Annotated in this window: 23 protein-coding genes; 8 read left to right on the forward strand and 15 right to left on the reverse strand. The window is 59.4% G+C overall.

Annotation, left to right across the window (positions count from 1 at the left end):
* Window positions 1-48: 48 nt before the first annotated feature.
* The 3 genes from JJB09_RS16585 (at window position 49) to JJB09_RS16595 (ending at window position 3794) form a co-directional block, all read left to right on the forward strand.
* Window positions 49-1260: a glycosyltransferase family protein gene (locus JJB09_RS16585; protein ID WP_201660483.1), complete on the forward strand. Its 1212-nt coding sequence runs from the start codon at window positions 49-51 to the stop codon at window positions 1258-1260.
* 117 nt (window positions 1261-1377) lie between these two features.
* The gene (locus JJB09_RS16590; protein ID WP_201660485.1) at window positions 1378-2628 is read left to right on the forward strand and encodes a glycosyltransferase family 4 protein; all 1251 of its coding nucleotides are present in this window, start codon (window positions 1378-1380) and stop codon (window positions 2626-2628) included.
* A complete protein-coding gene (locus tag JJB09_RS16595) occupies window positions 2625-3794 on the forward strand; it encodes a glycosyltransferase family protein (RefSeq protein ID WP_201660487.1) in 1170 nt (389 codons plus the stop codon). The genes JJB09_RS16590 and JJB09_RS16595 overlap by 4 nt, the downstream gene beginning before the upstream one ends.
* A gap of 12 nt (window positions 3795-3806) precedes the next feature.
* On the opposite strand, the gene JJB09_RS16600 is transcribed toward JJB09_RS16595, so the two are convergent.
* On the reverse strand, window positions 3807-4472 hold the full coding sequence (locus JJB09_RS16600) for a class I SAM-dependent methyltransferase (RefSeq protein WP_246748760.1): 666 nt from the start codon (window positions 4470-4472) through the stop codon (window positions 3807-3809).
* Window positions 4473-4522: 50 nt separating this feature from the next.
* Here JJB09_RS16600 and JJB09_RS16605 point away from each other — a divergent pair, with 50 nt between their 5' ends.
* The 4 genes from JJB09_RS16605 (at window position 4523) to JJB09_RS16620 (ending at window position 9434) form a co-directional block, all read left to right on the forward strand.
* Window positions 4523-5110 (forward strand): hypothetical protein, encoded by a 588-nt coding sequence (locus tag JJB09_RS16605; RefSeq protein WP_201660493.1) that lies wholly within the window; start codon window positions 4523-4525, stop codon window positions 5108-5110.
* A gap of 9 nt (window positions 5111-5119) precedes the next feature.
* The gene (locus JJB09_RS16610; RefSeq protein ID WP_201660496.1) at window positions 5120-7834 is read left to right on the forward strand and encodes an ABC transporter transmembrane domain-containing protein; all 2715 of its coding nucleotides are present in this window, start codon (window positions 5120-5122) and stop codon (window positions 7832-7834) included.
* A 46-nt stretch (window positions 7835-7880) separates the two neighbouring features.
* A complete protein-coding gene (locus JJB09_RS16615) occupies window positions 7881-8339 on the forward strand; it encodes a cyclic nucleotide-binding domain-containing protein (protein WP_201660499.1) in 459 nt (152 codons plus the stop codon).
* A gap of 285 nt (window positions 8340-8624) precedes the next feature.
* Window positions 8625-9434 carry an MBL fold metallo-hydrolase gene (locus tag JJB09_RS16620; RefSeq protein ID WP_201660946.1) on the forward strand — a complete coding sequence of 270 codons (810 nt, stop codon included), beginning with the start codon at window positions 8625-8627 and terminating at the stop codon, window positions 9432-9434.
* On the opposite strand, the gene JJB09_RS16625 is transcribed toward JJB09_RS16620, so the two are convergent.
* Window positions 9435-10181 carry a polysaccharide deacetylase family protein gene (locus tag JJB09_RS16625; RefSeq protein ID WP_201660502.1) on the reverse strand — a complete coding sequence of 249 codons (747 nt, stop codon included), beginning with the start codon at window positions 10179-10181 and terminating at the stop codon, window positions 9435-9437. It lies immediately after the preceding gene.
* Window positions 10181-11272, reverse strand: a complete 1092-nt coding sequence (locus JJB09_RS16630; RefSeq protein ID WP_201660504.1) for a glycosyltransferase family 4 protein — start codon at window positions 11270-11272, stop codon at window positions 10181-10183. The genes JJB09_RS16625 and JJB09_RS16630 overlap by 1 nt, the downstream gene beginning before the upstream one ends.
* 228 nt (window positions 11273-11500) lie before the next feature.
* Here JJB09_RS16630 and JJB09_RS16635 point away from each other — a divergent pair, with 228 nt between their 5' ends.
* Complete coding sequence (locus JJB09_RS16635; RefSeq protein WP_201660949.1) at window positions 11501-12958, forward strand: NAD-dependent succinate-semialdehyde dehydrogenase; 1458 nt, start codon at window positions 11501-11503, stop codon at window positions 12956-12958.
* A gap of 92 nt (window positions 12959-13050) precedes the next feature.
* Here the strand turns inward: JJB09_RS16635 and JJB09_RS16640 are convergent, their stop codons facing one another.
* From JJB09_RS16640 to JJB09_RS16695, 12 genes are all read right to left on the reverse strand, one after another.
* The gene (locus tag JJB09_RS16640) at window positions 13051-13986 is read right to left on the reverse strand and encodes a carbohydrate kinase family protein (protein WP_201660507.1); all 936 of its coding nucleotides are present in this window, start codon (window positions 13984-13986) and stop codon (window positions 13051-13053) included.
* Complete coding sequence (locus tag JJB09_RS16645) at window positions 13983-14507, reverse strand: ureidoglycolate lyase (protein ID WP_201660511.1); 525 nt, start codon at window positions 14505-14507, stop codon at window positions 13983-13985. The genes JJB09_RS16640 and JJB09_RS16645 overlap by 4 nt, the downstream gene beginning before the upstream one ends.
* Window positions 14504-15244, reverse strand: coding sequence for a BtpA/SgcQ family protein (locus JJB09_RS16650; protein WP_201660514.1), 741 nt, complete (start codon window positions 15242-15244; stop codon window positions 14504-14506). The genes JJB09_RS16645 and JJB09_RS16650 overlap by 4 nt, the downstream gene beginning before the upstream one ends.
* Entirely contained in the window at window positions 15241-16056 is an 816-nt protein-coding gene (locus tag JJB09_RS16655; RefSeq protein WP_201660517.1) for a GntR family transcriptional regulator, read from the reverse strand. Before JJB09_RS16655 ends, JJB09_RS16650 begins: the two co-directional genes overlap by 4 nt.
* 22 nt (window positions 16057-16078) lie before the next feature.
* Entirely contained in the window at window positions 16079-16942 is an 864-nt protein-coding gene (locus tag JJB09_RS16660; RefSeq protein ID WP_201660520.1) for an ABC transporter substrate-binding protein, read from the reverse strand.
* Window positions 16943-16975: 33 nt separating this feature from the next.
* Window positions 16976-17740, reverse strand: a complete 765-nt coding sequence (locus JJB09_RS16665; RefSeq protein WP_201660522.1) for an amino acid ABC transporter ATP-binding protein — start codon at window positions 17738-17740, stop codon at window positions 16976-16978.
* Window positions 17737-18654, reverse strand: a complete 918-nt coding sequence (locus JJB09_RS16670; RefSeq protein ID WP_201660525.1) for an amino acid ABC transporter permease — start codon at window positions 18652-18654, stop codon at window positions 17737-17739. The genes JJB09_RS16665 and JJB09_RS16670 overlap by 4 nt, the downstream gene beginning before the upstream one ends.
* A gap of 300 nt (window positions 18655-18954) precedes the next feature.
* The gene (locus JJB09_RS16675) at window positions 18955-19974 is read right to left on the reverse strand and encodes a helix-turn-helix domain-containing protein (RefSeq protein ID WP_201660528.1); all 1020 of its coding nucleotides are present in this window, start codon (window positions 19972-19974) and stop codon (window positions 18955-18957) included.
* Window positions 19975-20007: 33 nt separating this feature from the next.
* Window positions 20008-21102, reverse strand: a complete 1095-nt coding sequence (locus JJB09_RS16680; protein ID WP_201660530.1) for an ABC transporter ATP-binding protein — start codon at window positions 21100-21102, stop codon at window positions 20008-20010.
* On the reverse strand, window positions 21099-21935 hold the full coding sequence (locus JJB09_RS16685) for an ABC transporter permease (protein WP_201660534.1): 837 nt from the start codon (window positions 21933-21935) through the stop codon (window positions 21099-21101). Before JJB09_RS16685 ends, JJB09_RS16680 begins: the two co-directional genes overlap by 4 nt.
* Entirely contained in the window at window positions 21932-22777 is an 846-nt protein-coding gene (locus tag JJB09_RS16690) for an ABC transporter permease (protein WP_201660537.1), read from the reverse strand. The genes JJB09_RS16685 and JJB09_RS16690 overlap by 4 nt, the downstream gene beginning before the upstream one ends.
* Before the next feature lie 130 nt (window positions 22778-22907).
* Window positions 22908-24044: a polyamine ABC transporter substrate-binding protein gene (locus JJB09_RS16695; RefSeq protein ID WP_201660539.1), complete on the reverse strand. Its 1137-nt coding sequence runs from the start codon at window positions 24042-24044 to the stop codon at window positions 22908-22910.
* Window positions 24045-24096 lie beyond the last annotated feature (52 nt).

The raw sequence follows: 24096 nt of genomic DNA on the forward strand, positions 1-24096 counted from the left end.
GTTCACCTATAGAACCGCAAAAACTATCAACAAAGCAGGTTTCCCAGCATGACGCGCCGATTGGATGATGCACGTATTCTGATGTACAGCCACGACACGTTCGGCCTGGGCCATTTGCGCCGCTGCAGAACAATCGCGCACTCGCTCGTCGAGGATTATCGAGGTTTGCATGTGCTAATTATCTCCGGCGCGACAATCGCCGGAGCCTTCGACTATCGAGCGCGCGTCGACTTCGTGAAGATCCCAAGCGTCATCAAGCTGCGCAACGGCCAGTACGAATCGATGGAACAGCACATGGACCTGCACGATACGATGCAGATGCGCCAATCGATCATCCGCCATACCGCTGAAACTTTTCAGCCCGACATCTTTGTCGTCGACAAGGAGCCTTTGGGACTGGAAGGCGAGGTCGAGGAGACCCTTTCATTCCTGAAGGCTCGCGGAACCACATTGGTGCTCGGCCTGCGCGAAGTCATGGACGCGCCGCGGCTGCTCGATGCGGAGTGGAAACGGAAGAACGTCATGGACAAGATTTCCCGTTTCTACGACGAGATATGGGTCTACGGCCCCCCCGATTTCTATGACCCGCTGGTCGGCCTGGAAGTCCCGAAACCCGTCCGCGACAAGATGAGTTTCGTTGGTTTCCTCCAGCGCAGCGTACCCAGATCCGAACTACCGGGTCACGTCCCCACAGGCGAGTACATTCTCGTCACTACCGGAGGCGGCGGCGACGGAGCCGATCTCGTCCACAACGTCATGCATGCCTACCAGCAGGATCCGGGGCTGACCCACAGGGCCTTGGTGGTCCTCGGGCCGTATATGCCCGCTAAGAAGCGTCGCAAGCTGATCCGCAAGGGAGCGTCGATTCCCTATCTGGAGGTCATCGAGTTTGACAACCGGATGGAAGAACTTGTTGCCGGGGCGACAGCCGTCGTGGCGATGGGCGGCTACAACACTTATTGTGAAATCCTCTCATTCGACAAGCCGGCGCTGATTGTCCCTCGTGTCCAGCCGCGCGAGGAGCAATTGATCCGGGCTCAGCGAGCCGCCGAACTGGGGTTGGTCGACATGTTGCTGCCGGAGGAGGCGGAAGACCCTATCCGGCTTGCGGCTGCGCTCAAAACATTGCCTTCGCGCCAACCACCGTCGAAAAGTGCGCCGGCCGGATACCGTCTTGAAGGGCTGCCTCACATCACTGAACTCGTCGGAGACTTGTTCGATCAACGGCAACCCGGACAATTGACGCTTGTCAAGGCATGAGCAGGACAGGCAGCAATGCAACCGTGATGCTTCTAATCAGGGCGGCGTGCCGATAAGGCTCCTTTCGTCCAAAATGTACGGGCCCCACGGCCCGACGGGAATATCCGAGTCTGCAAAATGTCAAATCGTAGCAAGATCGTCGTGGTTCTGAAGGGTTATCCCCGCCTTTCGGAGACCTTCATCGCCCAGGAATTACTGGGACTTGAGAAAGCCGGTCTTGACCTGGTGCTGGTCGCACTGCGTCGGCCGACTGACAAGAAGAGGCACCCCGTACACGACGAGATACGCGCGCCAGTGTATTACCTGCCTGAATATCTGCACCACGAGCCCGTTCGCGTTCTATCAGCACTGGTTTCTTGCCTGCCGAAGCTCGGTCTCTGGCGCGGACTGGCTTCATTTGCCAAAGATCTGCTTAAGGACCCGACCCGCAATCGGGTCCGCCGTTTCGGACAGGCAGCTGTCCTCGCTGCCGAATGGCCGGATGGCGGGCAATGGATTCACGCACATTTTATCCACACCCCAGCATCCGTTGCCGCGTATGCAAGTCAGATCACCGGGATTGCCTGGACCTGCTCTGCGCATGCCAAGGACATCTGGACGTCGCCGAGTTGGGAATTGAAGGGAAAATTGGCCAGTACACGCTGGACGGTAACGTGCACGCATACCGGCTTTGACCACTTGCGTCGCCTTGGCGCGCCGACGTCGCGTGTCCATCTGAGCTACCATGGTCTGGACCTGTCGCGTTTCAGCCCCTTCGAGGGCGTTCGCTCGCGCCGCGACGGCAGCGACCGCGACGAACCCGTCAGAATCCTCAGTGTAGGCCGTGCCGTGGAGAAGAAGGGCTACGACATCCTGCTGCGCGCCCTCAGCCTTCTGCCATCGAATCTTTCCTGGAAATTCGAACATATCGGCGACGGCGACAGTATCAAGCGCCTCAAGGGCCTTTCGGAGGAGCTCGGTATTGCTGACAGGATCGACTGGAAAGGCGCGCTGGACCAGAAGGATGTTCTTGCCGGCTATCGCGATGCCGACATCTTTGCGCTTGCCTGCCGGATCACCAGCGACGGCGACCGAGACGGGCTCCCCAACGTTCTAGTCGAAGCCTCCAGCCAGGGGCTGGTTTCCATATCGACCAATATCTCCGGCGTCCCCGAACTTCTGATCGATGGACAAAACGGCCTCGTTGTCCCCCCCGAAGATCCCAAAGCGCTTGCAGCGGTGCTGGAAACCGCGATCAGGGACGCGGATCTTCGCCACCGCCTTGGGCAAGCAGCCGAAAAACGCGTGCGGACAGAGTTTGATTCCAGCGCCAGCATCCGGCAACTGAAATCCCTGTTCGAAACCGAATGGCAAGCCGGCAAGTCATGAGTGTAAGCCCGAAGATACGCGTACTCTTTTACGTTCAGCATCTGCTTGGGATCGGCCATCTGGCACGGGCCAGCCGGATAGCGAGGGCTTTGGTCGGCAAGGATTTCGATGTCACGATGGTGACGGGCGGAATGCCCGTCCCGGGCTTTCCCGGCCCGGACCTGAAGAACATCGCGCTGCCGGCGATTGCCACCGGCGATTCGGGCTTCTCGGGGCTTGTGGATGCGTCCGGCAACATCGTCGATGACGCCTTCAAGGCCGAACGGCGCGATAAGCTGATCGCAGCATTCCGCAAGATCCAGCCGGATATCGTGATCATCGAGGCGTTCCCTTTCGGGCGCCGGCAGGTCCGCTTCGAGCTACTGCCGCTCCTTGATGAAATCGCCGCTATGGAGAGAAAACCCCTGGTCGCATGTTCTTTGCGCGATATCGTGCAGGCACGCAACAAGCCCGGCCGCGACGATGAAAGTGTTGCACTTGTCGATCGCTATTTCGACCATGTGCTCGTTCACGGCGATCCCGGCTTTGCGCGGCTGGAGGATAGCTTTCCGCTTTTTGATATGATCGCCGACAAGGTGCTCTACACCGGCCTTGTGGCCGCACCTGCGCCTCCCCCCGCGACCGAGACATTCGACATCGTTGTTTCGGCTGGCGGCGGCGCAGTAGGCATAAACCTCATCCGGGCAGCGGCGGAATCGGCCAGGCATCTGCCGAAATCGCTGAACTGGTGCATCGTCACCGGGCCAAACCTGCCGCAGGCAGATTTCGACGCGCTGGCGCTCGACGCGCCTGCCAACACGAACCTCTTCCGGTTCCGGCCGGATTTCCCTAGCCTTCTGACACGCGCCCGCCTGTCGATATCTCAAGCCGGATACAACACCGTTTGCGATATTCTGCGGGCAGGATGCCAATCCTTGCTGATCCCGTTTACTGCCGGCGGCGAGACCGAACAGACAGAAAGGGCGGCGCGCCTGGAGGAGCGGGGACGAGCCTTCGTCTTGACGGAGGCCGCGCTTTCGCCGGTAACCATGCAGGCCGCGATTGAAAAAGCGCTTTCCTCGGCCGTAACAAACCTGCAGGCACTCGATCTCGACGGCGCCAACCGAACAGCTGATATCCTGCGCGCCCTGTCGGCGACCGCTCTCGACAAGCCACAGCGCGTCTGACTGAGACGAAATCTAGACTGTGCCGATAAGCATGAAACGCGTGTACTTTTTCATCGGCAGCGATCCGGCGAAATCTATCTGGCGAAGCGCGGCTTGCGCGACGAACGCCTCGAGCGACGGCACGCAATTCACATGAGTGGGTTCGCTGAAATAGTCGTTCGATTGCAGGAGAACGCGCGTGCCACGCGGCAAGAGCCGCAGCCACCCAGGCAGATCGGCGATATGCTCGCAGCTGGTATTGATCAGAAGACCGGCATCAAGTTCGTCATAGGCGAGCGAATACATGTCGCCGGTGAGCGCGCGAAATCGGTCCTTCCAGGCTTGGTTCAACGTCTCGGCAACATTTCCAACATCAGGATCAATGTCGAAACTGTCTATCGAACCGATCTCAAAGCGCGTGTCGTCAAAAAACATGGCCGCCAGCACACCGTACCACCCGCCCAGAATGACGATGCGTTTGAATTTTCCGCCGACAGTGTCAAATAGTGCTTGTCTTGCCCACATTTTGCAGGCCACTTGCTTGTGATTGAAAGCGACCGCGACATCTGCTTGCGGGTGATGGGCAATGACCTCGGAGAGACCACGTATCAGAGGACTGGACGTGTAGGCGCCAACCCCGCGCATGACGTCAAATGCGGCCTCGTGCCAGTCGGTTGCTGTCGATGTATCGGTGTCCATGGTTTTCGTCATCGTCGTGTTGTATGTTGGTCTTTTATGGAGTGCAAGTAATGGAAGCCGCTCGGTCCAATCCGGTATCAGCTGTTCCTCCGGAGCAGGACTTGCCGCACCTGACCGGTATAGGCGCTACGCTCCGCCAGGTTTTCGCCGCTCACTTCCTGGTTGATTGCCCCCATATTCTCGAAATCGGCGGTCACGAAAGGCCGATCACCGACTACCTCACCCACCATCCGGTTTCCGTCACTTCGGTCGATCCCAAAACGACCGCGCATGAAGCGGATACGTTGAACGGGCGACCCTGTCGCGTCCGCCACATTCCGCAGAAGTTTCAGGAAATCACCTATGACTATTCGCCCGGAAGCTATGGTCTCGTGCTGCTTGGCTACTCGCTGAAACCGTTCGGCCGCCGCGATCCGCTGGGCGAACAGCTGTTCTCGCTGATAGACAACGCCGGCGTTGTGGTGATCGAATACGCACCGGCTCTCGAGCGGGCAACCTCGCAGGTCCCGCAAATTATCAGCCGTCCATCGACAAGGATCCGGACGACCGTCGACTTGCACCTTCATGATCCCGAGATCGCCGGCACGCCCTATGGGGACAGGCGTTTCTATGTTCTTGATCCGGTTGCAGCATCATAAGGGCCAGCGATGGAAAACAGTCTGCTGCAATACATCTGGAGACATACGCGCAAGCAGCAACTGTGGATCCTGCTCGTCGTCGCGGTTTCCATGATCCCGTATTTTCTCTCGTTCGACCTGCCCAAGCAGATTGTCAACGGGCCGATCCAGGGCAAGGGCTTTGAGTCGGAGGGCGCGACCCAGATTTTCATGCGAATCGCGTTCGACCTGCCCGGTCTCGGCAATGTCGTGCTGTTTCCCGGCGTTGAACTTGGCCGCATGGCGATGTTGTTTGCCCTCAGCATGGTGTTCCTGCTGCTGGTCATCATCAACGGCCTGTTCAAGTTCTACATCAATACCTACAAGGGCCGTCTCGGCGAACGCCTGCTGCGGCGCATACGCTTCGAACTCGTCGACCGGATCCTCCGTTTTCCGCCAAACCAGTTCAAGCGGGCCAAAGGTGCCGAAGTCGCCAGCATGGTCAAGGATGAGGTCGAGCCGCTCGGCGGCTTTACCGGCGATGCATTCGTCTCTCCGGCCCTGCTCGGCGGACAGGCGCTAACAGCCCTCATATTCATCATCGCGCAGAATATGTGGCTGGGGTTGATTGCCGCCGCCATGGTCGGGATCCAGGGCTTCATCATCCCCCGCATGCGCCGGAGACTGCTTGTATTGGGCCGCGAGCGCCAGCTGACCGCGCGCGAGCTGTCCGGTCGTGTCAGCGAAATCTTCGATGGCATAGGCACGATCCGGGCCTATGACACATCCAACTACGAGCGGGCCGATATAGCCAATCGGCTCGGCCAGATTTTCAAGATCCGCTATGATCTTTACCAATGGAAATTTCTGGTCAAGTTCATCAACAACTTCCTCGCCTCTGTAACACCCTTCCTGTTCTATGCTTTCGGCGGCTACCTTGCCCTCAAGGGACAGCTTGACATCGGGCAGCTTGTGGCCGTGATCGCTGCCTACAAGGACCTGCCAGGGCCATTGAAGGAGCTGATCGACTGGGACCAGATGCGGCAGGACGTTCAAGTCAAATACGTTCAGGTCGTCGAGCAGTTCAGCGTCGACGGAATGCTCGAAGAAGAAATCCATTCGCTGGCGACCGAACCGGCAAAGCTGCACGATGCTTCGCTGGCGACCGTCAACCTTTCGCTGACCGATGACAGCGGCGCCCGCTTGCTGTCTGCCGTGTCGATGCAAGTCAATCCGGGTGAGACAGTGGCGATCGTCGGGACCGCAGCCTCGGGCGGCGAAGCGCTTGCTGAAGCCTTTGCGCGGATAATCTGGCCGGACACTGGGAAGATCGTGCTCGGCGGCAGCGACATGAGAAGCCTGCCGGAATCTGTCACCGGCAGGCATCTGTCCTACGCGTCGTCAGATACGTATCTGTTCCAAGGGTCGTTGCGCGACAACCTGCTTTACGGCCTGAAGCACGCACCGCTGACGGAGTACGCTTACGACGAAGCTGGTGAGAAGCACCGAAAATGGGCAGTCGCCGAGGCACGCCTTGCCGGAAATCCCGATTACGATGTCAACAGCGACTGGATAGACTACGCCGCGGCCGGTGCGACCGGACCGGAAAGCATTTCCGTTGCCATTGCCGAAGCTCTGGATGCGGTGCTGCTTGCCAAGGATATCCTTGATCTTGCCATGCGTTCGATCGTCAATCCCGCCGAGCATCAGGATCTCGTGGAGCGGATCGTAGAAATACGCCATGCGCTGAGGACCGAACTGGACGAGGAAAATCTCAGCAGTCTCGTAGTGTCATTCGAACCGGGCGCCTACAATACCGAGGCGACAGTCGGCGAAAACCTCCTCTTCGGAACCGCCACAGGACCACAGTTGATGGGACGCGCGATCGGCAGCAACCAGTATTTCCTGTCTGTCATGCGCCGAACCGGGCTCGACCGCATCCTGTACGAAATGGGGCTCGAGATTGCCGAAAATGCGGTCAACCTGTTCGGTGATCTGCCGCCCGATCACCCGTTCTTCCAGCAGTTGACCTTCATGACGGCAGACGACCTGCCGCAATACCAGCTCCTCCTGCAAAAGCTGAAAGGCAAGCGCCTTGAAGATGTCGCTCCAGATGATCTGGTCAGTATCATCCGGCTGAGTTTCCTCTATATCGAGCCGCGGCACCGCTTTGGCCTTCTCACAGACGAGCTGATGGCGAAGATTGTCGCCGTCAGACAGGAATTCCACGAGGGGCTGCCGGCCGATCTTTCGGACGCAATCGAGCGCTACGACCCCGAGCGCTACATGACGGCAGCGACCCTGCTCGACAACGTTCTGCTCGGGAAAATAAGCCACAAGCATCCGGACGGATCGGAACGAATTCGCTCCATCATCCGCAAGTTGCTTTTCTCCCTGGGGCTTTACGAAAGCGTCCTGTCGATTGGCCTTGAGTTCAACGTCGGTGCCGGGGGACGTCGTCTTACCTCGGTTCAGCGACAAAAACTGAACCTGGCCAGGGCGATCATCCGGCGGTCGGCGCTCTATGTCTTCAATCGCCCGCTGGCCAGCCTCGATCTTCGCATTCAGGATCAGATTCTTCGCAACGTACTGGAATTGCTCCGTAAGAATGTCGACGCGCCCACAATTCTATGGGTGCTCTCGAATTCCTCTATGTCGGAGCTATTCGACCGTGTCGTGGTATTCGACAAAGGCAAGCTCGTCGAAGATGGGACGCATGCAGCGCTCATCGAGAGCAACGGCATTTTTAGAGAACTTGTGTCATAATAAGTACAGCAGGTAGTGGTGATACCACCAACAGGACAGGACTACGATGTTACAGGACGAAGTGCAGATTTTACGCCAGGTTCCACTGTTTTCCCGCGTCGCACCGGCAAAGCTGAAGCTTCTGGCATTCACATCCGATCGCGTCAGCTACAAGGCCGGCGAGGCGCTGTTTCATCAGGGTGACCCCGGTGATTCTGCCTATGTCATTCTTACGGGCAAGGCCGAGATTCTGGCGGATGCCCCGAGCGGGCAGATCAAGGTTGCGGAATTGGGCAACAATACGATTGTCGGCGAAATCGCTATTCTTTGCGATATTGCGCGAACAGCGACCGTAAAAGCGACGATGCCGATGGAGGCCTTGCGCATCCGCAAGGACATTTTCCTGAAGCTGCTCGCAGATTACCCGGAAATCGCGATCGAAATCATGCGGGTCCTCGCAGATCGTCTCAACAAGACAACGACGGAACTGACGGAAGCCCGCAGCCACGCTGAGTCGGTACATTAGACGCCACGGAGACTGGAACGAATGCAAGCATCCAACGTTCCCGCTATAGCGCGGACGGTGTAGTACCTTTTCATTGCAGGCGTTCGCCATCGCCAGGTCGAATATATCTTCTCGCGCCATGAAATCTATGCTCGCTTGTGCATCCTGGTTTGGCTAGCATGCAGGAGCTATGAAAACAGGACAGTTTTCAAATGAGCCAAGAACTCTATAGTGAATGAAGCCAGAGTGCGACGAACCGGGGGATAGTCGGACTTGCAAACAGGGAAGAGTAACAGCGTGTTTCGATTGCGTGCCTGGGGGGTTCGGGGCAGCCTGCCGGTTTCCGGGCCCGACTTCCGGGTCTACGGCGGCGATACTGTCTGCATTGAAATGCAATGCGGAGAACACAGGCTGTTGTTTGACGCCGGTTCCGGCATCCTTCCCGCCGGCAAGGCATTGCTCGAAGACGATGTGTCGGCGTTCAACCTGTTTTTCACCCATTGCCACTACGATCACATCATCGGCCTGCCGTATTTCGCACCTTTGTTCGATGCCCGCTCGACAGTGGATGTCTGGACTGGCCACATGGCTGGAAAGATGACGACGCGGCAGATGATTGCCGAATTCATCCGCCCACCCTGGTTTCCTATCGAAATAAATGCCTGCCGCGCCAATCTTCGTTGCCGTGATTTCAAGGCGCCTGACGTGCTCGAACCGTTTCCGGGTCTGCGGATAAAGACCGGCAATCTCAATCACCCGGGTGGCGCGATCGGTTACCGTGTGGAATGGCAGGGACACTCCGCCGCATTGATCACCGATACGGAACACCTGCCGGGGGTTCTGGACACGGCAGTCCTCGAATTGATCGACGGGGTCGATATCTTCCTCTACGACACGACCTACACGGATCAGGAAATGGCCCGGCATGCCGGCTACGGACACTCGTCCTGGCAACAGGCCATTCGTCTCGCCAAGGCCGCCGATGCGAAGAAGGTGGCTTTCATACATCATTCACCACTGAGAACCGACAAGCAGATCAAGGCGATCGACAGGATGGCCGTGCAGCAATTCGCTGGCGCATTCTCAGCCCATCAGGGACAGGTCATCGATCTCTGATCAGCTTTCGCGCAGCAACTCCGGCAGCGATGTCCAGGCGCAGGCAGCGTGGCCTGCAGTGACTTGCAACAAGCTGTCGATGAAGTGCCAAGCTTGCTCGTCATGCACCAGATGATGCGTCAGAAATCCCATGCTGCCGCCATTGTCGAACATCTCCCGCAGGCGTTTGACGATATCGGTTACGAGGGCTTCGCGGGGCCGCGCACCTCTGGTTCCATGCCAGTCTATCAGGTCGACATGGGTGTTGATGAGGCGGATCGAGGCCGGCTTTTCCGGTCCGAACACCGATAGCGCCTCGAAACCGAGGCCCGGAAGCTGAGCGGCTATGGAAGGAGCGATCCGGTTCCAGGGCGGAACGAGAACGGCGGCAAAGCGACCTTGATGCAAATTGCGCAACCTTTCGAAGCCCGCCTCGATTTCCGCAACCACGACTTCAAGCGGCCTGTGTGCGCCGAGTTCCTGCTTCTTTTCATTGGTTGCCGCGTGATTGGTATGCGACCAGCCATGGACGGCGACATTTGCCAAAGGCATCTTATCGAGATAGCCGGCAAGGGCCTGCCCCGTGTGAACAGGGATGACCGCAAGCGTTACGGGGACTGCGTGGCGGCCTGCGCATTCAAGCAGCCGCGAGAGTGCCGCCGTCGGCTCGACAGCATCGTCATCCCTCAACCAGAAGCGTGCGATCTTGCCGCCCGCCCGCCAACGGTCGAGTTCCCTAGTCAACGGGTTCCATACGTCATTCGCCATCAAATCCCACCAACAAACTGATCTAGAATTGCAGCAAGACGTTCGCTCGCCGCCTGAAAAGAGCGCTCCTGCCGGGCAAACTGCAGCGCACCGGCTGCCAGCGCCTTGCGTTGCACGTCATCGGTCAAAAGCAGGCGGATCGCATCCGCGTAGGCTTGAAGGTCGCCCGATGGCGTCAGGATTCCCGAGCGGCCGTCCACGACCACTTCCGGCACCCCACCTTCCGCCTGCCCAACGACCGGCAGGCCGGCGGCCTGCGCTTCGAGATAGGACAACCCATAGGCTTCCCGGCACCCCGGCCACAGGAATATGGAGCCCTCGGATAGCAACACGGCAACCTCTTCGGCCGGCTTCAAACCATGCCACTCGACACGGCCGGGAGGAAAAGCGGCAAATGCTGCCTCGACCTCTTTTCGGCAAACGCCGTCACCGGCGATTGCCAGCGTCCAGGGCAGATCCAGAAGCAGTTCCAGCGCCCGCGCCAGCATGCAATAGCTCTCCAGCTTGTTGCCCTCGCGCATCATTGCCACCGTTGCCAGCCGGCCCGGCTGTGGATTTGGCTCAAGGGATCGAACCCTGCTGGAATCGAGAAACGGTGGCAACATGGCCGTTCGCGCCGTCGGCAGTGCTTTGATTAGCCCCTCCTGGTCACGCCGGGTGAAGCAAATGTTGACCGCAGCCTGCTCCACCGCCGCGAGGGCCTCGGCCTGTGACTGCGCCCACACACCAATATTTCGACGGGAGGAGTATGATGCCTCGGCGGTTACATATGGCAGCGAAAACGACCGGGCGAGATCCAGACCGATGAGATCCGGCGACTTGTAATAGGGATGATAGGTAAACCAGAGATCCGGCGCGCCCTCGCGAAGCCAGAGAGCCGAAAGCCTCTCGCACTCGGCCTCGGCCTGCTTCTTCAGGGTCGAATAGAGCTCGGACGACGGTTCTTTCAGGTAGGTGCGCAATTCCGAAACGACGTCAACCTGATGGCCGGCATGTTCGAGCGCGGATTTCAACAGCCGCGCCATCAATCGGTCTCCCGACGGAACTGGATGGCTTGCCGGCTTCAGTGGCGCATATAGAGCTATCTTCATGAAGCGGAACCTATTTTGCCGCGGCCGCGTCTGTCAATTCATCGTCTGCACCCGCGTTGCGGTAATCTGAAACGCCGTTGGGTGGCGGCGATTGACGCCCGACCGCCCGACCGCTATCTACCTCCCGCTTGCCCGACGAAACCGACTGCACTCGACAGCCGGAAGAGGCAGGACGCCACCCAGCTTGGCCGCCACTCCAGGGAGATCATCTTGCCCCTCTCACCCGCCATGAACCGGCACCTCAACGACGCCGGACTCTTCGCCAATCTCGAACGGATAGCCCATGCGGGCCGCGACTGGCATGGACCTACCTTCGATATCTTCAATCCCTCCACCGGCGAATTGCTGGCGACATTGCCCGACATGGGTGTAGCCGAGACGAAGGACGCGATCGATCGTGCCGTCGAAGGACAGCACGAGTGGGCAGCACTACCCGCCAAGGACAAGAGCGCGGTGATGCGCCGCTGGCACCAGCTGATCGTTGCACACACCGACGATCTCGCGGCAATCCTGACGGCCGAGATGGGCAAGCCGCTGGCCGAGGCGAAATCCGAAGTTTCGCATGCGGCCGCCTACATCCAGTGGTACGCGGAGGAAGCAAATCGAATCTATGGCGAGACGATCTCCGCCCCTTCCAATGACAGGCGCATGCTTGTCATCAAGCAGCCGGTTGGCGTCGTAGGCACCATCACGCCATGGAATTTTCCCGCATCGATGGTAGCCCGCAAGATTTCGCCGGCGCTCGCCGCCGGCTGCGCGATCGTGCTGAAGCCGGCCGAGCAGACACCGCTGGTGGCAGGCGCGATGTTCGTGCTCGCCCAGCAGGCCGGTTTTCCCACCGGCGTTCTCAACCTGATCTACGCCTCGGAGGGAGCTGCCGTCGGCACCGAGCTCTGCACGAATCAGAATGTCCGCAAGATCAGCTTCACCGGCTCGACCGAAGTCGGCCGGCTGCTGATGCGGCAATGTTCAGACCAGATCAAGAAAGTCAGTCTGGAACTCGGCGGCAATGCACCCTTCATCGTTTTCGATGATGCCGATATCGATGAAGCGGTCGATGGTGCGATCCAGGCAAAGTTCCGCAACGCCGGTCAGACCTGCGTTTCGGCCAACCGAATCTACGTCCAGTCTGCCGTCCACGACGAATTCGCCGAAAAGTTCGTGGCCCGCGTCGCCGAACTGAAGGTCGGCGACGGTTTCTCCCCCGGCATAACAATTGGCCCGATGATAGATGGCCACGCCATTGAAAAAATCGAGGCGCATGTGGCTGACGCCAAGGCCAAGGGCGGCGAAATTCGTTGCGGTGGTCATCGTATCGAAAATGTGGGAACTTTCTTTGAGCCCACGGTTCTGACCGGCATTACCCATGAGATGCGCGTCGCGCAGGAAGAAACGTTCGGCCCCCTCGCCCCGATCATCCGGTTCGAAGATGCCGACCAGGTCGTGCGTGAAGCCAACGATACTATCTATGGCCTGGCCGCCTATTTTTATGCGTCGAACCTGAAGCGCGTGTGGCGTGTCGCCGAAGCGCTCGAATACGGCATGGTCGGCATCAATACGGGCCGCATGTCCTCGGAGGCCGCCCCCTTCGGCGGCATGAAACAATCCGGGATCGGCCGGGAGGGTTCGCGCCACGGCCTCGAGGACTATCTCGAGATGAAATATCTCTGCATGGGCGGCATCTGATGATGCCGCTCCACTGATGAACTTCCCGATATTTGGGGCAGTGTTTTCACGGCGTTAACATTAGGGCGCCGTGCAGCCTGTCCTAACCGGCGTCAGACCTGGCGCCGTGTATCGCGCCAGCGGCGGATCTCGTCATGGCTCGCCTTGCCGCCGCGCGGTCCGTGGACGGTGACCGAGCGGGAGGCCGCAGCAACGGCGAAGTCCAGTGCCTCGGCAAACGGCTGTCCCTGTGTCAGGCACCAGGTCAGGGTGCCGCCAAAGGTATCGCCTGCACCCGTCACATCAACCACTTCGACTGGAAAGCCCCCGGTACGCAGGATCGCCGATCCGTCGCTTGCTTCGGCGCCATCGGAAGCGAGCGTGCGCACGACCCACTCGATACCGGCGGCGCGCATCCAGTCGCCGATCGCGGACAGGTCATCATGGCCGAAGGCTGTCCGGAATCCCACCTGATTGAAGATGACCACCGCCGCACCGGTCAGATACGGCATGTCCTCTTGCCTGCAGCCACCCACGTCGAGATCGAAGATCGCCCGCCGACCATGTTTCCGCAGGTCGTCCAGCAACGCGGCCTGCGCCAGCACGCCGCTCCCGGTATCACAACGCAAACGGCGGACACGATAGAGGGTGGTATAGAGAAAGCCCGGCTGGCGCAGCGCTTCAAGGCTTTCGAACGACAGCCACATCGGCTGATCGCCCATCTCGACAGTCAGGACGATATGCTCGCCGTCGACGAGGAAGATCAGGTTACGCGATTCCGGAATCGCGGGATCGGTGAGCATGTGACTGACGCCGACACCATTATTACGAAGATCGGCGATTAGGCGCCGAGAGAGAAGGCTGTCGTTGAGCAGCGAGATGAATTGCGTCTCGCCTCCGAGCGCCGCGTGAACAACCGCGGCATTGGCAATCGATCCGCCGATCTCTGCCGGCAGTTCGTTGACCATGCCCTTGTCGGCGCGGCCCGGCCAACGGTCGGCAGTGTAATACTCGTCGATCGCGACGTCGCCGATGAAGAAGGCGGTCATGTGGACTGCCCATCGGTTGCTTCGACGCGAACCGTCAGCGGACCGTCCTCCACGGACACCCAGGGGCTCACCTCCAGACCGCACATCGCCATCCAGAAATAGGGCGTCGGGTTGGCGGCGCCCCGGCACGCATCGTGCCACACGCCGCGCTTCATCACGACGACCTGCCCAGGCGAGATGACAAAGGCCTCAATCTCATGACGGCGCGGCGCTGTCGCATCCGATGCCGGCGCCACCGCCAGCACCACCGGCTCGCCCGCACAGAAGAGCGCTTCCTCGGTCTTGTGGTGCCGTTCCATCTGCGCACAGTCCCAAGGGGCGGCGCCACCGCGCGTCATCCCGAGATGGCCGCTGCCTGATATCAGCGGCGTTGCCGTGAATCCGTCGGTCCAGCCGTCGCCCTTGGTCCAGATCACCTGGGGATCGCTGTCCCCCAGAAGGTCGTAGACCGTGCCGAAGCGAGCGAAATTTTCGGCTGTCGCTGGCTGCGCGACGATATGATCCGGAACCGGAATGCTCATAGTGCGCTCCGCACCGATCGAACGGCGCTCATCAGGCGTGCGACATGGCGCGCATCCACCTGGCCCGTATCCTTATGGTCATGCTTGAACCAGCTCCCGACGATCGCCCCATCGGCGATGGACAATTGCTCGGCGGCATTGCTTTCCGTCAGGCCGGCACCGATCACCAGCGGTACGGCACCACCAGTGGCGGCCCGGAAGCGTGCTACCTTGTCCATGTCGGTCGGCTGTCCCGTTGCATCCGATGTTACCACCAGCGCATCACAACGCTCGGCCCCGATCCGGACGTCCACTTCTTCGGACCGCCCAGAGAGGACCGGCTGATACTTGAAGCGTACCCCGCCCAAAAGAAGCACCGGCACATCGACCCGCCTGGTCGCCATCTCTTCGGCAAACGGCACGTCGGCTTCCGGCGTCAAGTGGCCGGCTACGGAATCGATCTGAATGAACTGCACCGGGTATTGCTTTGCGAGCTTATAGGCCCGCGCGCTGTCGCGCAGTACGTTGACCCCGATCCGCGCACCGAGGCCGAGGCCACACAGATGCTCCAACACCCGTTCGACATCGTCCGCGTCGCCGAAGTAGTTTTCGACGACCAGCGCATCGACGCCCTCTCCACTCATGATGCGGGCTTCTTCCACGGCTTGCGCAAGCTTGGCTTCGCGGCTCTCGCCTGCCAGATGCAGCATTCCTAGAATGGGCTTGGGGGTAGTAAAAATATCGCCGAAACGGCTCATGTCTCTTCTCCTGCGCCGCGCGCCGGGGACAGTTGCGCTGTATCGCGCCCCCACCGCGTTGCAAATTTCATTTGGACCGCCGGCGAATAGACAATCGACGTGCGCTCCACCAATCGGTCGTCGCCATCAAGAACGTCGCCGCTCGCGCAGAGGTAACCCGGGACCTCGGGTGCCGTTGCGAAGACCTCCCTCAATTGGTCGGATGGCGGCACGACCGTCAGCAGAAGCTCCGATCGCAAGGGATGGCGGTTGTAATCGCGGCGCAGCACTTCATAGAGGGACTGCGCCGCGAAATCGTAGCGCTCGATGCCGGGGTAATGACCGAGGTCCAGCCTCGATGTGTCGACATTGAGCCAGCTGGTCGCCTCGTTGCTGGCCAGTCCGCGTGCACGAACCAGCAGCAACTCGCCGTTTTCAACCCGGTGTTCCAGCACCCGCGTGACCGGGCGCTGGCCTTGCCGGCGCGCCAATTCCGTGAAACTGCCGAAGTTCCAGATATTGTGGCTGATAGGGCGATGCGAGACGATGGTTCCACGCCCGCGAACCTGCTGGACCAGGCCTTCCGACACCAGAAGTGACATTGCGTTGCGAACCGTCGTCCGGGCAATGCCGAACTGGTCGCGCATCTGGTTCTCCGAGGGGATCGACTCCCCTTCGGCGAAATCACCACTCAGGATAGCGGCGCGCAATGCCCGATAGAGCTGCCGGTAGAGCTGCTCACCGGAATACTGGTCGAGTTGCAACTGGTGGAGCCTGGCATCGGACGGCGGGGCTTCGGCGGATTGCGCATCAGGGACGGATGAATTGGTCAAGGCAGGCTCCGGCATGGATCCGTTATTTCGTTGTTCCGTTTATCTTGAACTCTTCCACGCCGGCTTGCGCCAGACCATAACGATCAAGAATCTGTGCATAGGTGCCATCCGCCTTCATGGCGTTGAGTGCGCCCAGAACAGCGTCGCGCAGCCCGGTGTTCGGTTTGGCGAAGGCGATACCGTAGTGATTGACGTCGCCGGGCTTGCCGATCTGGTAGAACTTGCCCGGTTCCTGCTTCATCAGGTCCAGAAGACCTTCTAGGCCGATGATCGAGGCCTGCGCGCGTCCCTGGCGGATCTGCATGATATGCTCGGCCTGTGTCGGGATCTGGATGACCGTTATCGGCTTGTCGGCTGCACAAATCGACTTGCCCATGTCTTCCGCCCAGGTGACCCAGCTCGTTCCGGTCGCGACCGCGACGGTCTTGCCGCAAAGATCGGTTTCAACCTTGATCTCGGCCTCGTGCTCAACGGAAGAATAGAAGACGTTGCCAGTCTGGAAGTAGTCGATGAAATCCAGCTGCGTCTGGCGCTCGACCTTGTCGGAGAAGGCCGTAATGATCATGTCCCCGCGACCGGTGACGATCTGCGGAATAAGCTGCGGGAACTCGACGTTCTGGAACTCTGCCGTAAGGCCGAGACGCTCGGCGATCGCCTTGGCAAGGTCGATATCGAAACCCTTGAGTTCCGTGGACCCGGCATCGTTGTATTCCATTGGCGGATAGGCAAGGCTGATCGTGACGTTCAGCTTGCCGGCGCTGCGCACAGCTTCCGGCACGGCTGCGGCCAGTTTTTCGTCGGCGGCCGCATGCGCCACGCCGCTCAAAGCGACGCTCATGAGTGCGATCGAGGCAAGCCCCCGGACCATCGGTAGCAATTGTTTCATTTTACTCTCTCTCCCATTGTGAGTTGTGAATTTTCAGGACAGCACGCGGCTGAGGAATGTGCGCACGCGCGAGTCGGAAGGATTGCTCAGGACCTGCCCGGGCGCTCCCATTTCGCGGATTTCGCCGTCGATCATCACCACGACCCGATCGGCGACCTCGCGAGCGAAACCAATTTCATGCGTAACGACGATCATCGTGGTCCCCCCGCGGGCCAAGTTGCGCATGACCTCCAGCACCTCGCCGACGAGCTCCGGATCCAGCGCGCTGGTCGGCTCGTCGAACAGCATCACGCGCGGCTCCATGGCCAGCGCTCGGGCGATGGCGACGCGTTGCTTCTGGCCACCCGAGAGCTGCGACGGATAGCTCGATGCCTTGCCGGCCATGCCGACTTGTTCCAGCAGTTCCATCGCGCGCGCTTCCGCTGCAGCACGACGCAGTCCACGAACGACCATCGGCCCTTCGATGACATTGCCCAGCACGGTGCGGTGCGCAAAGAGATTGAAGTGCTGGAACACCATTCCCAGCTGGCTCTGCTGGGCGCGCAGATGGCGGATGGAGAGCTCTTGCAGCACATTGCCATGCAGCTCGTATCCCATGATCGCGCCATCGACCCAGACGTAACCGTTATCGGGCACTTCAAGATGATTGATGCAGCGCAGGAACGTGCTCTTGCCACTTCCCGATGGACCGAGGATGCAAAGCACCTCACCATTTTCGACTTCGAGATCCAGGCCTTTCAACACCTCGAGGCGACCAAAACTTTTGCGGACTCCGACCGCCTTGACTGCGAGACTCATGCTTCTCCCTCAACAGCAGGGCGCCGTGCCCAGGACTTGAACCATTGCTTGCCCGCCGGAGCGGTGGCAGCGTCGCGACCGAAATGCCGCTCAAGATAATATTGCCCGATTGACAGAACCGTGGTTCCGAGCAGGTACCAGGTGGCGCAGACGAACAGGAGCTCGATCACAGCGCCGTTGATGAAATAGATCCGCTGGGCGGCGTTCAGCATTTCACCCATCGCAATCGTGGCGGCGAGCGAAGAAAACTTGAGCATCCCGATGGCGCTGTTGCCGAGAACCGGAAGGATCAGCCTCAGCGTCTGCGGCAGGATAATGCGCCGCATTGTCTGAGCGGGAGTCATACCAAGCGTGTGAGCCGCTTCCTTCTGGCCGCGATCAACAGATCCGATACCGCCGCGCACGACTTCCGTCAGGTACGACCCCTCATTGACGCCCAGCCCGAGGACCGCGGCCACGAAAGGAGTCACGACATCGACCATCCGTTCGTCGATCAGGCCAGGAATATAGAGGCGCGGAAAAACCAACCCGATATTGAACCAGATAAGTAGCTGCAGCAGCACCGGCGTGCCGCGGAAAATCCAGACATAGAGCCAGGCAGCAAAGCGCAGGATCGGGTTCTCGGACAGCCGCATGATGCCGAAGGCAAAGCCCAGCGCCACGCCGAGTGCGAGCGCGCAGGCCGAGATCAATAGGGTCCAGCCGAAACCGGTGATGATCACGCGGGCCGTCAGGAACTCGCCGACCACATCCCATCGGATTTGCCCGATCGCAAATGCGCGAACCACCAGCGCCAGAAGAACCAGGACGATCGCGCCGCTAATCCAGCGGCCAGGGTGACGCAAGCGGCGCACGGAGAGGGTCGCTACCGACAGATCCGGAGCTTGTGCCGAGGAAGGAGATGAGGTGTTCATTCGTGTCATGACGCTCAAATGTAGGGTTAGGCCTACAACTTACTAGCCACGATATATGACCGTGTCAAGCGGCGGATCACAAGTTCATGGTTTTGGGAACAGCCATCCCGATGTAACAGGGGAAACCTGCCGGCGGGCGCACAGGTGTGCCGATGGTAAATTCATGGGACGACGTGCCGACGTCCATGCCGAAGTCACTTCGGACAAGATTCTTGGCGTGATGGTGCGCGGCGACTACGGCGTAGACCTGTTTCGATGATCTCATGCATGCCACAGACGATGTGGCATCAACCCTGATCGCTAGGGAGCATCCCGTTCGATGGAATTCGCTCTGGATTTTGTGCGCAACGTTGTCGGCGTCATCCCGAAGTTCTCTCGGAACTTCCTGCAAAAATGGGAGCTGTTCTCGAACCCGACGTCAAGCGCAATCTCGATCAACGACTTGGAGGTACGCTCGACGAGAAATATCGCCTTGTTCATGCGGATCTTTGTATAGGCCGCGGCAGGCGAGGTGCCGGTCTTTTCATGGAAAAGGCGTTCGAGTTGGCGGCGCGAGAGACCGACATTCTCGGCGATCCTGTCAATTCCAATCTTTTCGTCGATATTCTGCTCCATGTAAAGCAGCGTCGCCTTGATACGAGGATCGTTCTGCATCGGCAATGTGATCGGCATCCGACTTTGCAACTCACTGCCTTCGCGCCAGCGCTCGACCTGCAGAATTTCGAGCGCATTCTTCTCGGCACTTACACCCACATGCCGCCTGACCAGCAATGCAGCCATGTCGGCAACCGCACTGCCGCCAGCGCAGGTAATGATGCCCTTGTCCTCCACGAACAGACGATGCGACGTCAGCCGGATCTGCGGAAACCGTGCCTTGAATTCTTCGTGGTGCAGCCAGCTGACACAGGCCAGCCTGTCACGCAACAACCCGGCCCCGGCAAGAATGAAGCTGCCAGTGCAGACACCGATGATCGGGACCTTCTTTTTCGACGCGTCGTGCAGAAAGGCAATCGTATCGCGATCCAGAGGCTCCTCGACATTGAGCAGGCCTCCGACGACGGCAATGTAGTCGAAACGCTCGGGATCACCCAGCCGTGCAGTGGGCGACACCTGGATGCCGCTGCTCGACTTGATCATATGCGCATCGGCGCTGATCACGTCCCAGTCGCAGAGCACCCTGCCCGAGCGGTCTTCAACATCGCTTGCAAGCCTCAGCGTATCGACAAACAGCGAAAATGCGCTCAGCGTGAAATGCCGGGCGAGAATGAAGCCGACCCTGAGTGCCGGTTTTGCCGGCGCGGACGCATCGATTTTTGCCACGTAAGCTCCGTATTGGATCCAGGTTGAGCCGGACTATTCGCCCGGCAGGATATGTGCGGCATCGGGCCGCCACGACACCCAGACCTTGGCGCCAGGTTCAAGATTGAGTTGGTCGAGTTCATCATGGCTTTTCTGCGCCTTGATTTCAATCTGTGCCATGCCTTCGAGGTGGATCACCGCGGTAGCACCGACAAATTCCTCCCCGACAACCGATGCCTCCAGCCGATTGTAGTCATTGGATGGTGGCCGGTTGCTGAGATTGACGCGATCGCCGGACACCACAAAGGTTGCCTTATCCCCCTTTGAAAGAGGTTTGGCTTGGCTGGGTGCGACATCGAACTCGCCAGACGGGGTCGAAATCCTCACCGACGTGCTATCCACACCGGATACATTTCCGGCAAAGATATTCGATGATCCGAGGAATTCGGCGACAAACCTGGTGCGCGGTGCACGGTATATTTCCTGCGGATTGCCGATCTGTTCGATCCGGCCACGGCTCATGATGACGACGCGGTCAGCCATTGAGAAAGCCTCGGACTGGCTGTGCGTGACATAGACGAACGTGATGCCGAGTTCACGCTGCAGATTGGACAGAACTGTCTGCATGCGAACCTTGAGATGAGCGTCGAGCGCCGACAATGGCTCGTCGAGCAGGAGGATCTCCGGCTCGGTCACCAGGGAACGGGCGAGCGCCACGCGCTGGCGCTGACCGCCGGACAAATGGGCGACATTGCGCTCGGCAAACTCGGTGATCTGCATGCGCTCGAGCCACTTGTCGACACGCTGCTGGCGTTCGGCCTTGGCGATGCCGCGCATCCGCAGGCTGAACTCGACATTCTCCCGCACCGTCAGGAACGGAAACAGCGCCAGGCTCTGCCAGACCATCGGCGTGTCGCGCTGCCAGGTCGGCAGATCGTTTATGCGCTTGCCGGCGAGCCGGATTTCACCGTCCGACGGGGCTTCCAACCCCGCAAGCATCCGCAGCGTCGTTGTCTTGCCGCAGCCGCTGGATCCCATGATGGCGAGAAACTCTCCCTTGCGGATTTCAAAATCGATCGGTCCCACCGCGGAAAAGGTGCCGTATCGCTTGACGACGTTCTCGAAGACGACGAGTGGCGTGTTGGTCATGACTTGCTTGCTCCGCTGCCGGCCGCCGCAGAAGCGGGCACGACGCTACGTTTCATAAGAAGAATCTGGGCGAGGATGACCAAGGTGATCGATGCCAGAAACACAAACGTCCCGATGACGTTGATGCGTGGACTGACCTGTCCCTGCAGGAAGCCGAGCACTTTGACCGGCAGCGTCTCGTTCAGTCCCGAGACAAACCAGGCCACCGCAAACTCGTCAAAAGACACGGCCATGGTGATGAGCAGTGCCGCGGAGATCGCAGGCATGCAAAAGGGAAGGATGACATGGCGCATCGCCATCCATTCCGAGGCGCCGAGGTTCCACGCCGCCGCTTCCAGCGACGGATCCATCTGCGACAACCGCAGCCTGGTGATCGCCATGGCAAATGGTGCGCACATCACCACATGGGCAATGACCACCGAGTAGATCGCACCCGACAGATCGATGTTGGAGAGGAAGGCAAGCATCGCCAGTCCCAGAATGACCACCGGAATCGTCGGCGGCAGCATGGCCAGGGCGATGTAAAAGGTCTTGCCGAAGAACCTGTAGCGGAAATCGGTATAGGCCGCGCCGAAGCCGAGCAGGGTGGAAAGCACCGATACCACGACACCGACGATCAGGGTGTTGCGCAACCCTTCCCACACCAGCGGTTCGGATGCCACGGCCTCGTACCAGGTCATCGAAAAGCCTCCGAGCGGCAGCGAGGGAAAGCGGTCGACATTAAACGAGAAGACGAAGCTGGCGGCGATGGGTGCGAAAATGAATGCCAGCGCCAGCACGATATAGGCTTTCAGCGCCCAGTCGATCGCGGGGTTGCGGTTGAAATCACTCATCGTCCGCGCTCCTTGTAGGCATAACTTACCGCTGCGAAGGCAACGGCGAGCAGTGTAGCGATCATGACGATTGCGATGACCGCTGCCCGCGGCCATTGCTGGCCCGACTTCGTGGTGTCCGTGATGAGAATGGAAAGCGTCGGGGGATCGCCGCCGCCGAGATAGAGCGGGCTGACGAAATCGCCGAATGTCAGAATGAAACAGAACAGCGCTGCGATGACCAGGCCAACCTTAGCGGCCGGAACGACCACCTCGAACACCGTGCGCAATCGGCCACAACGCAAATTGTGCGCAGCCTCGATGAATGTCTTGTCGACAAAGACGAGGCTGAACAATTGCAGCAGCACCACCAGCGGAAAGCTCAGCGTCAGATAGCCGATCATTTGGCCGAAGACCGAATTCAGCATACCGAACGGCCCGATCCCCACTTTGGCAAACAGCGCGTTGAAGATACCGTGGTCGGACAGGAATATCTGCCAGGAGTAGACACGCACGAGATAGCTGGTGAAGAATGGGATGACCATCAGAAACACCACCCACCGCCGGGTGGTGTCCGACAGCTTGAAGGCAATTCCATAGGCGCAGGGGAAGGCCAGGGCGCTGGTGATCACGGCTGTCGCCGCCGCGAGCGCAACCGTGCGCAAATAGGCATCCCAGAAGATCCCGCGACTGAGCACCTTCATCCAGTTGACGGCGTCGAATGCCGGCTCCATCCGGAAGTTCTTGACGGTCCAGAAGCTGAGCGCGACCAGAAACGCCAAGGGGGCGACGAAGAACAAGATCTGCCAGATCAGAATCGGCAGTGAGAACGTCAGCCCGTAGAGAGTTATCGATTTCCGCATCACGTCTGTCCCACATTGAAGACATGGCTAGACCCGGCGCGCACGAAGCCGGAGCGCCGGGATGAACGGACGGGCACAATGGCCCGCCCACACGCACAACAGAGATATGAGGATCCCGGCTCCGTTCAGCCTAGGCGCCTTTGTATTCCGACCAGAAGTCGTTCCAGTCTTCGAGGCTCTGCTGTACCGGCAACTGACGGTACTTGATGCGCCCGGCGCGGATCATGTCCATGACGTTGCTTTCGTTGAGCAGCATGCCCTGGCGTTTCGCCTCCAGAGGTGTTTCCTTGGCGAGCAGCTCCCATCCCTTCCTGTTGGGAATGAGCGCCGGATAGGCCGCCATATTGGCCGATTTCACCTGCCCCTTGGCCGAGGTTATGTACTGGATCCATTTCTTGGCGAGGTCGGCATTTTTCGATCCCTTGCCGATCGAGAAGGATTCGGTCCACTGCAGCCCGCCTTCCTCCGGTATGACGCTGCGGACCTTGGCGCCGTTCTTTTCCAACGTTCCGGTAATCCAGTCGCCGATGCCTGCCATCGCCAGCATTTGACCGTTCTGGAGAGAGGAGAACGTGCCGCCGTAATCGAAGAAACCACCGATCTGCGGACGAAGCGAGGTCATTTTTTCCTCGAGTTTACCCCAGGCCGCGGCGTCGATATCATAGGGAGAAGCATTGCTGTCGAGCAGGCTGATCTGGCCAAGATTTGGCAGATGCCAGTCGAAATGGCCCACCTTGCCCTTCAGCTTTTCGGCCCAGTAAACATTGTAGGTCGATGCTTCCTTCTCCGTGATCGCGTCGGTGTTGTAGGCAACACCGAGGAATCCGAAGCGCGTGAAGACCGAATAGAGCTTTCCGTCCTGCCAGTGGCCGGTAAAATTCTGGAACTCGGGGAAGTAATCGTCGAAAGCATAGTCCTTGGGATCGAGTTCCTCGATATAGCCCGCTGCATTCAACTGCTGGACATATTCCGCATCCGAGAGCACGACATCGAACGTTCCGGGAGGGGACTGAGCGATCAGGCCAAGCATGTTGTCGCCGCCGGTATAGTATTTGGGCTTGAACTTGACGTTGTTTTCCGCCTCGAATTCCGCAACCACGTCGGGCTCGGCATGCCCGTACCAGGCGAGCATCGTCAGTTCTACCGGCGCGGCGAAGGCGCTCCGGCTCAGATAAGGCGTTGCCAGGATACCACCGCCCAATACAGCCGCACCTTTTAGAATTTCGCGTCGTGTATGCGGATTCAATATTCTCGCTTTGGTTGTCATTGCATTCCCCTTTTGGTTATTATTGTAGGGAGGATAGGCAGCACCAAAGCAT

The organism is Phytoamicus setariae, assembly GCF_016722925.1.
GTDB classification, from domain to species: Bacteria; Pseudomonadota; Alphaproteobacteria; order Rhizobiales; family Rhizobiaceae; genus Rhizobium_E; species Rhizobium_E setariae.

Excerpts from the sequence above, each read along its gene's own strand:
- JJB09_RS16585 (WP_201660483.1), top strand. The coding sequence starts at position 49 with ATGACGCGCCGATTGGATGATGCACGTATTCTGATGTACAGCCACGAC.
- JJB09_RS16590 (WP_201660485.1), top strand. The coding sequence starts at position 1,378 with ATGTCAAATCGTAGCAAGATCGTCGTGGTTCTGAAGGGTTATCCCCGC.
- JJB09_RS16595 (WP_201660487.1), top strand. The coding sequence starts at position 2,625 with ATGAGTGTAAGCCCGAAGATACGCGTACTCTTTTACGTTCAGCATCTG.
- JJB09_RS16600 (WP_246748760.1), bottom strand. The coding sequence starts at position 4,472 with ATGGACACCGATACATCGACAGCAACCGACTGGCACGAGGCCGCATTT.
- JJB09_RS16605 (WP_201660493.1), top strand. The coding sequence starts at position 4,523 with ATGGAAGCCGCTCGGTCCAATCCGGTATCAGCTGTTCCTCCGGAGCAG.
- JJB09_RS16610 (WP_201660496.1), top strand. The coding sequence starts at position 5,120 with ATGGAAAACAGTCTGCTGCAATACATCTGGAGACATACGCGCAAGCAG.
- JJB09_RS16615 (WP_201660499.1), top strand. The coding sequence starts at position 7,881 with ATGTTACAGGACGAAGTGCAGATTTTACGCCAGGTTCCACTGTTTTCC.
- JJB09_RS16625 (WP_201660502.1), bottom strand. The coding sequence starts at position 10,181 with ATGGCGAATGACGTATGGAACCCGTTGACTAGGGAACTCGACCGTTGG.
- JJB09_RS16630 (WP_201660504.1), bottom strand. The coding sequence starts at position 11,272 with ATGAAGATAGCTCTATATGCGCCACTGAAGCCGGCAAGCCATCCAGTT.
- JJB09_RS16635 (WP_201660949.1), top strand. The coding sequence starts at position 11,501 with ATGAACCGGCACCTCAACGACGCCGGACTCTTCGCCAATCTCGAACGG.
- JJB09_RS16640 (WP_201660507.1), bottom strand. The coding sequence starts at position 13,986 with ATGACCGCCTTCTTCATCGGCGACGTCGCGATCGACGAGTATTACACT.
- JJB09_RS16645 (WP_201660511.1), bottom strand. The coding sequence starts at position 14,507 with ATGAGCATTCCGGTTCCGGATCATATCGTCGCGCAGCCAGCGACAGCC.
- JJB09_RS16650 (WP_201660514.1), bottom strand. The coding sequence starts at position 15,244 with ATGAGCCGTTTCGGCGATATTTTTACTACCCCCAAGCCCATTCTAGGA.
- JJB09_RS16660 (WP_201660520.1), bottom strand. The coding sequence starts at position 16,942 with ATGAAACAATTGCTACCGATGGTCCGGGGGCTTGCCTCGATCGCACTC.
- JJB09_RS16665 (WP_201660522.1), bottom strand. The coding sequence starts at position 17,740 with ATGAGTCTCGCAGTCAAGGCGGTCGGAGTCCGCAAAAGTTTTGGTCGC.
- JJB09_RS16670 (WP_201660525.1), bottom strand. The coding sequence starts at position 18,654 with ATGAACACCTCATCTCCTTCCTCGGCACAAGCTCCGGATCTGTCGGTA.
- JJB09_RS16680 (WP_201660530.1), bottom strand. The coding sequence starts at position 21,102 with ATGACCAACACGCCACTCGTCGTCTTCGAGAACGTCGTCAAGCGATAC.
- JJB09_RS16685 (WP_201660534.1), bottom strand. The coding sequence starts at position 21,935 with ATGAGTGATTTCAACCGCAACCCCGCGATCGACTGGGCGCTGAAAGCC.
- JJB09_RS16690 (WP_201660537.1), bottom strand. The coding sequence starts at position 22,777 with ATGCGGAAATCGATAACTCTCTACGGGCTGACGTTCTCACTGCCGATT.
- JJB09_RS16695 (WP_201660539.1), bottom strand. The coding sequence starts at position 24,044 with ATGACAACCAAAGCGAGAATATTGAATCCGCATACACGACGCGAAATT.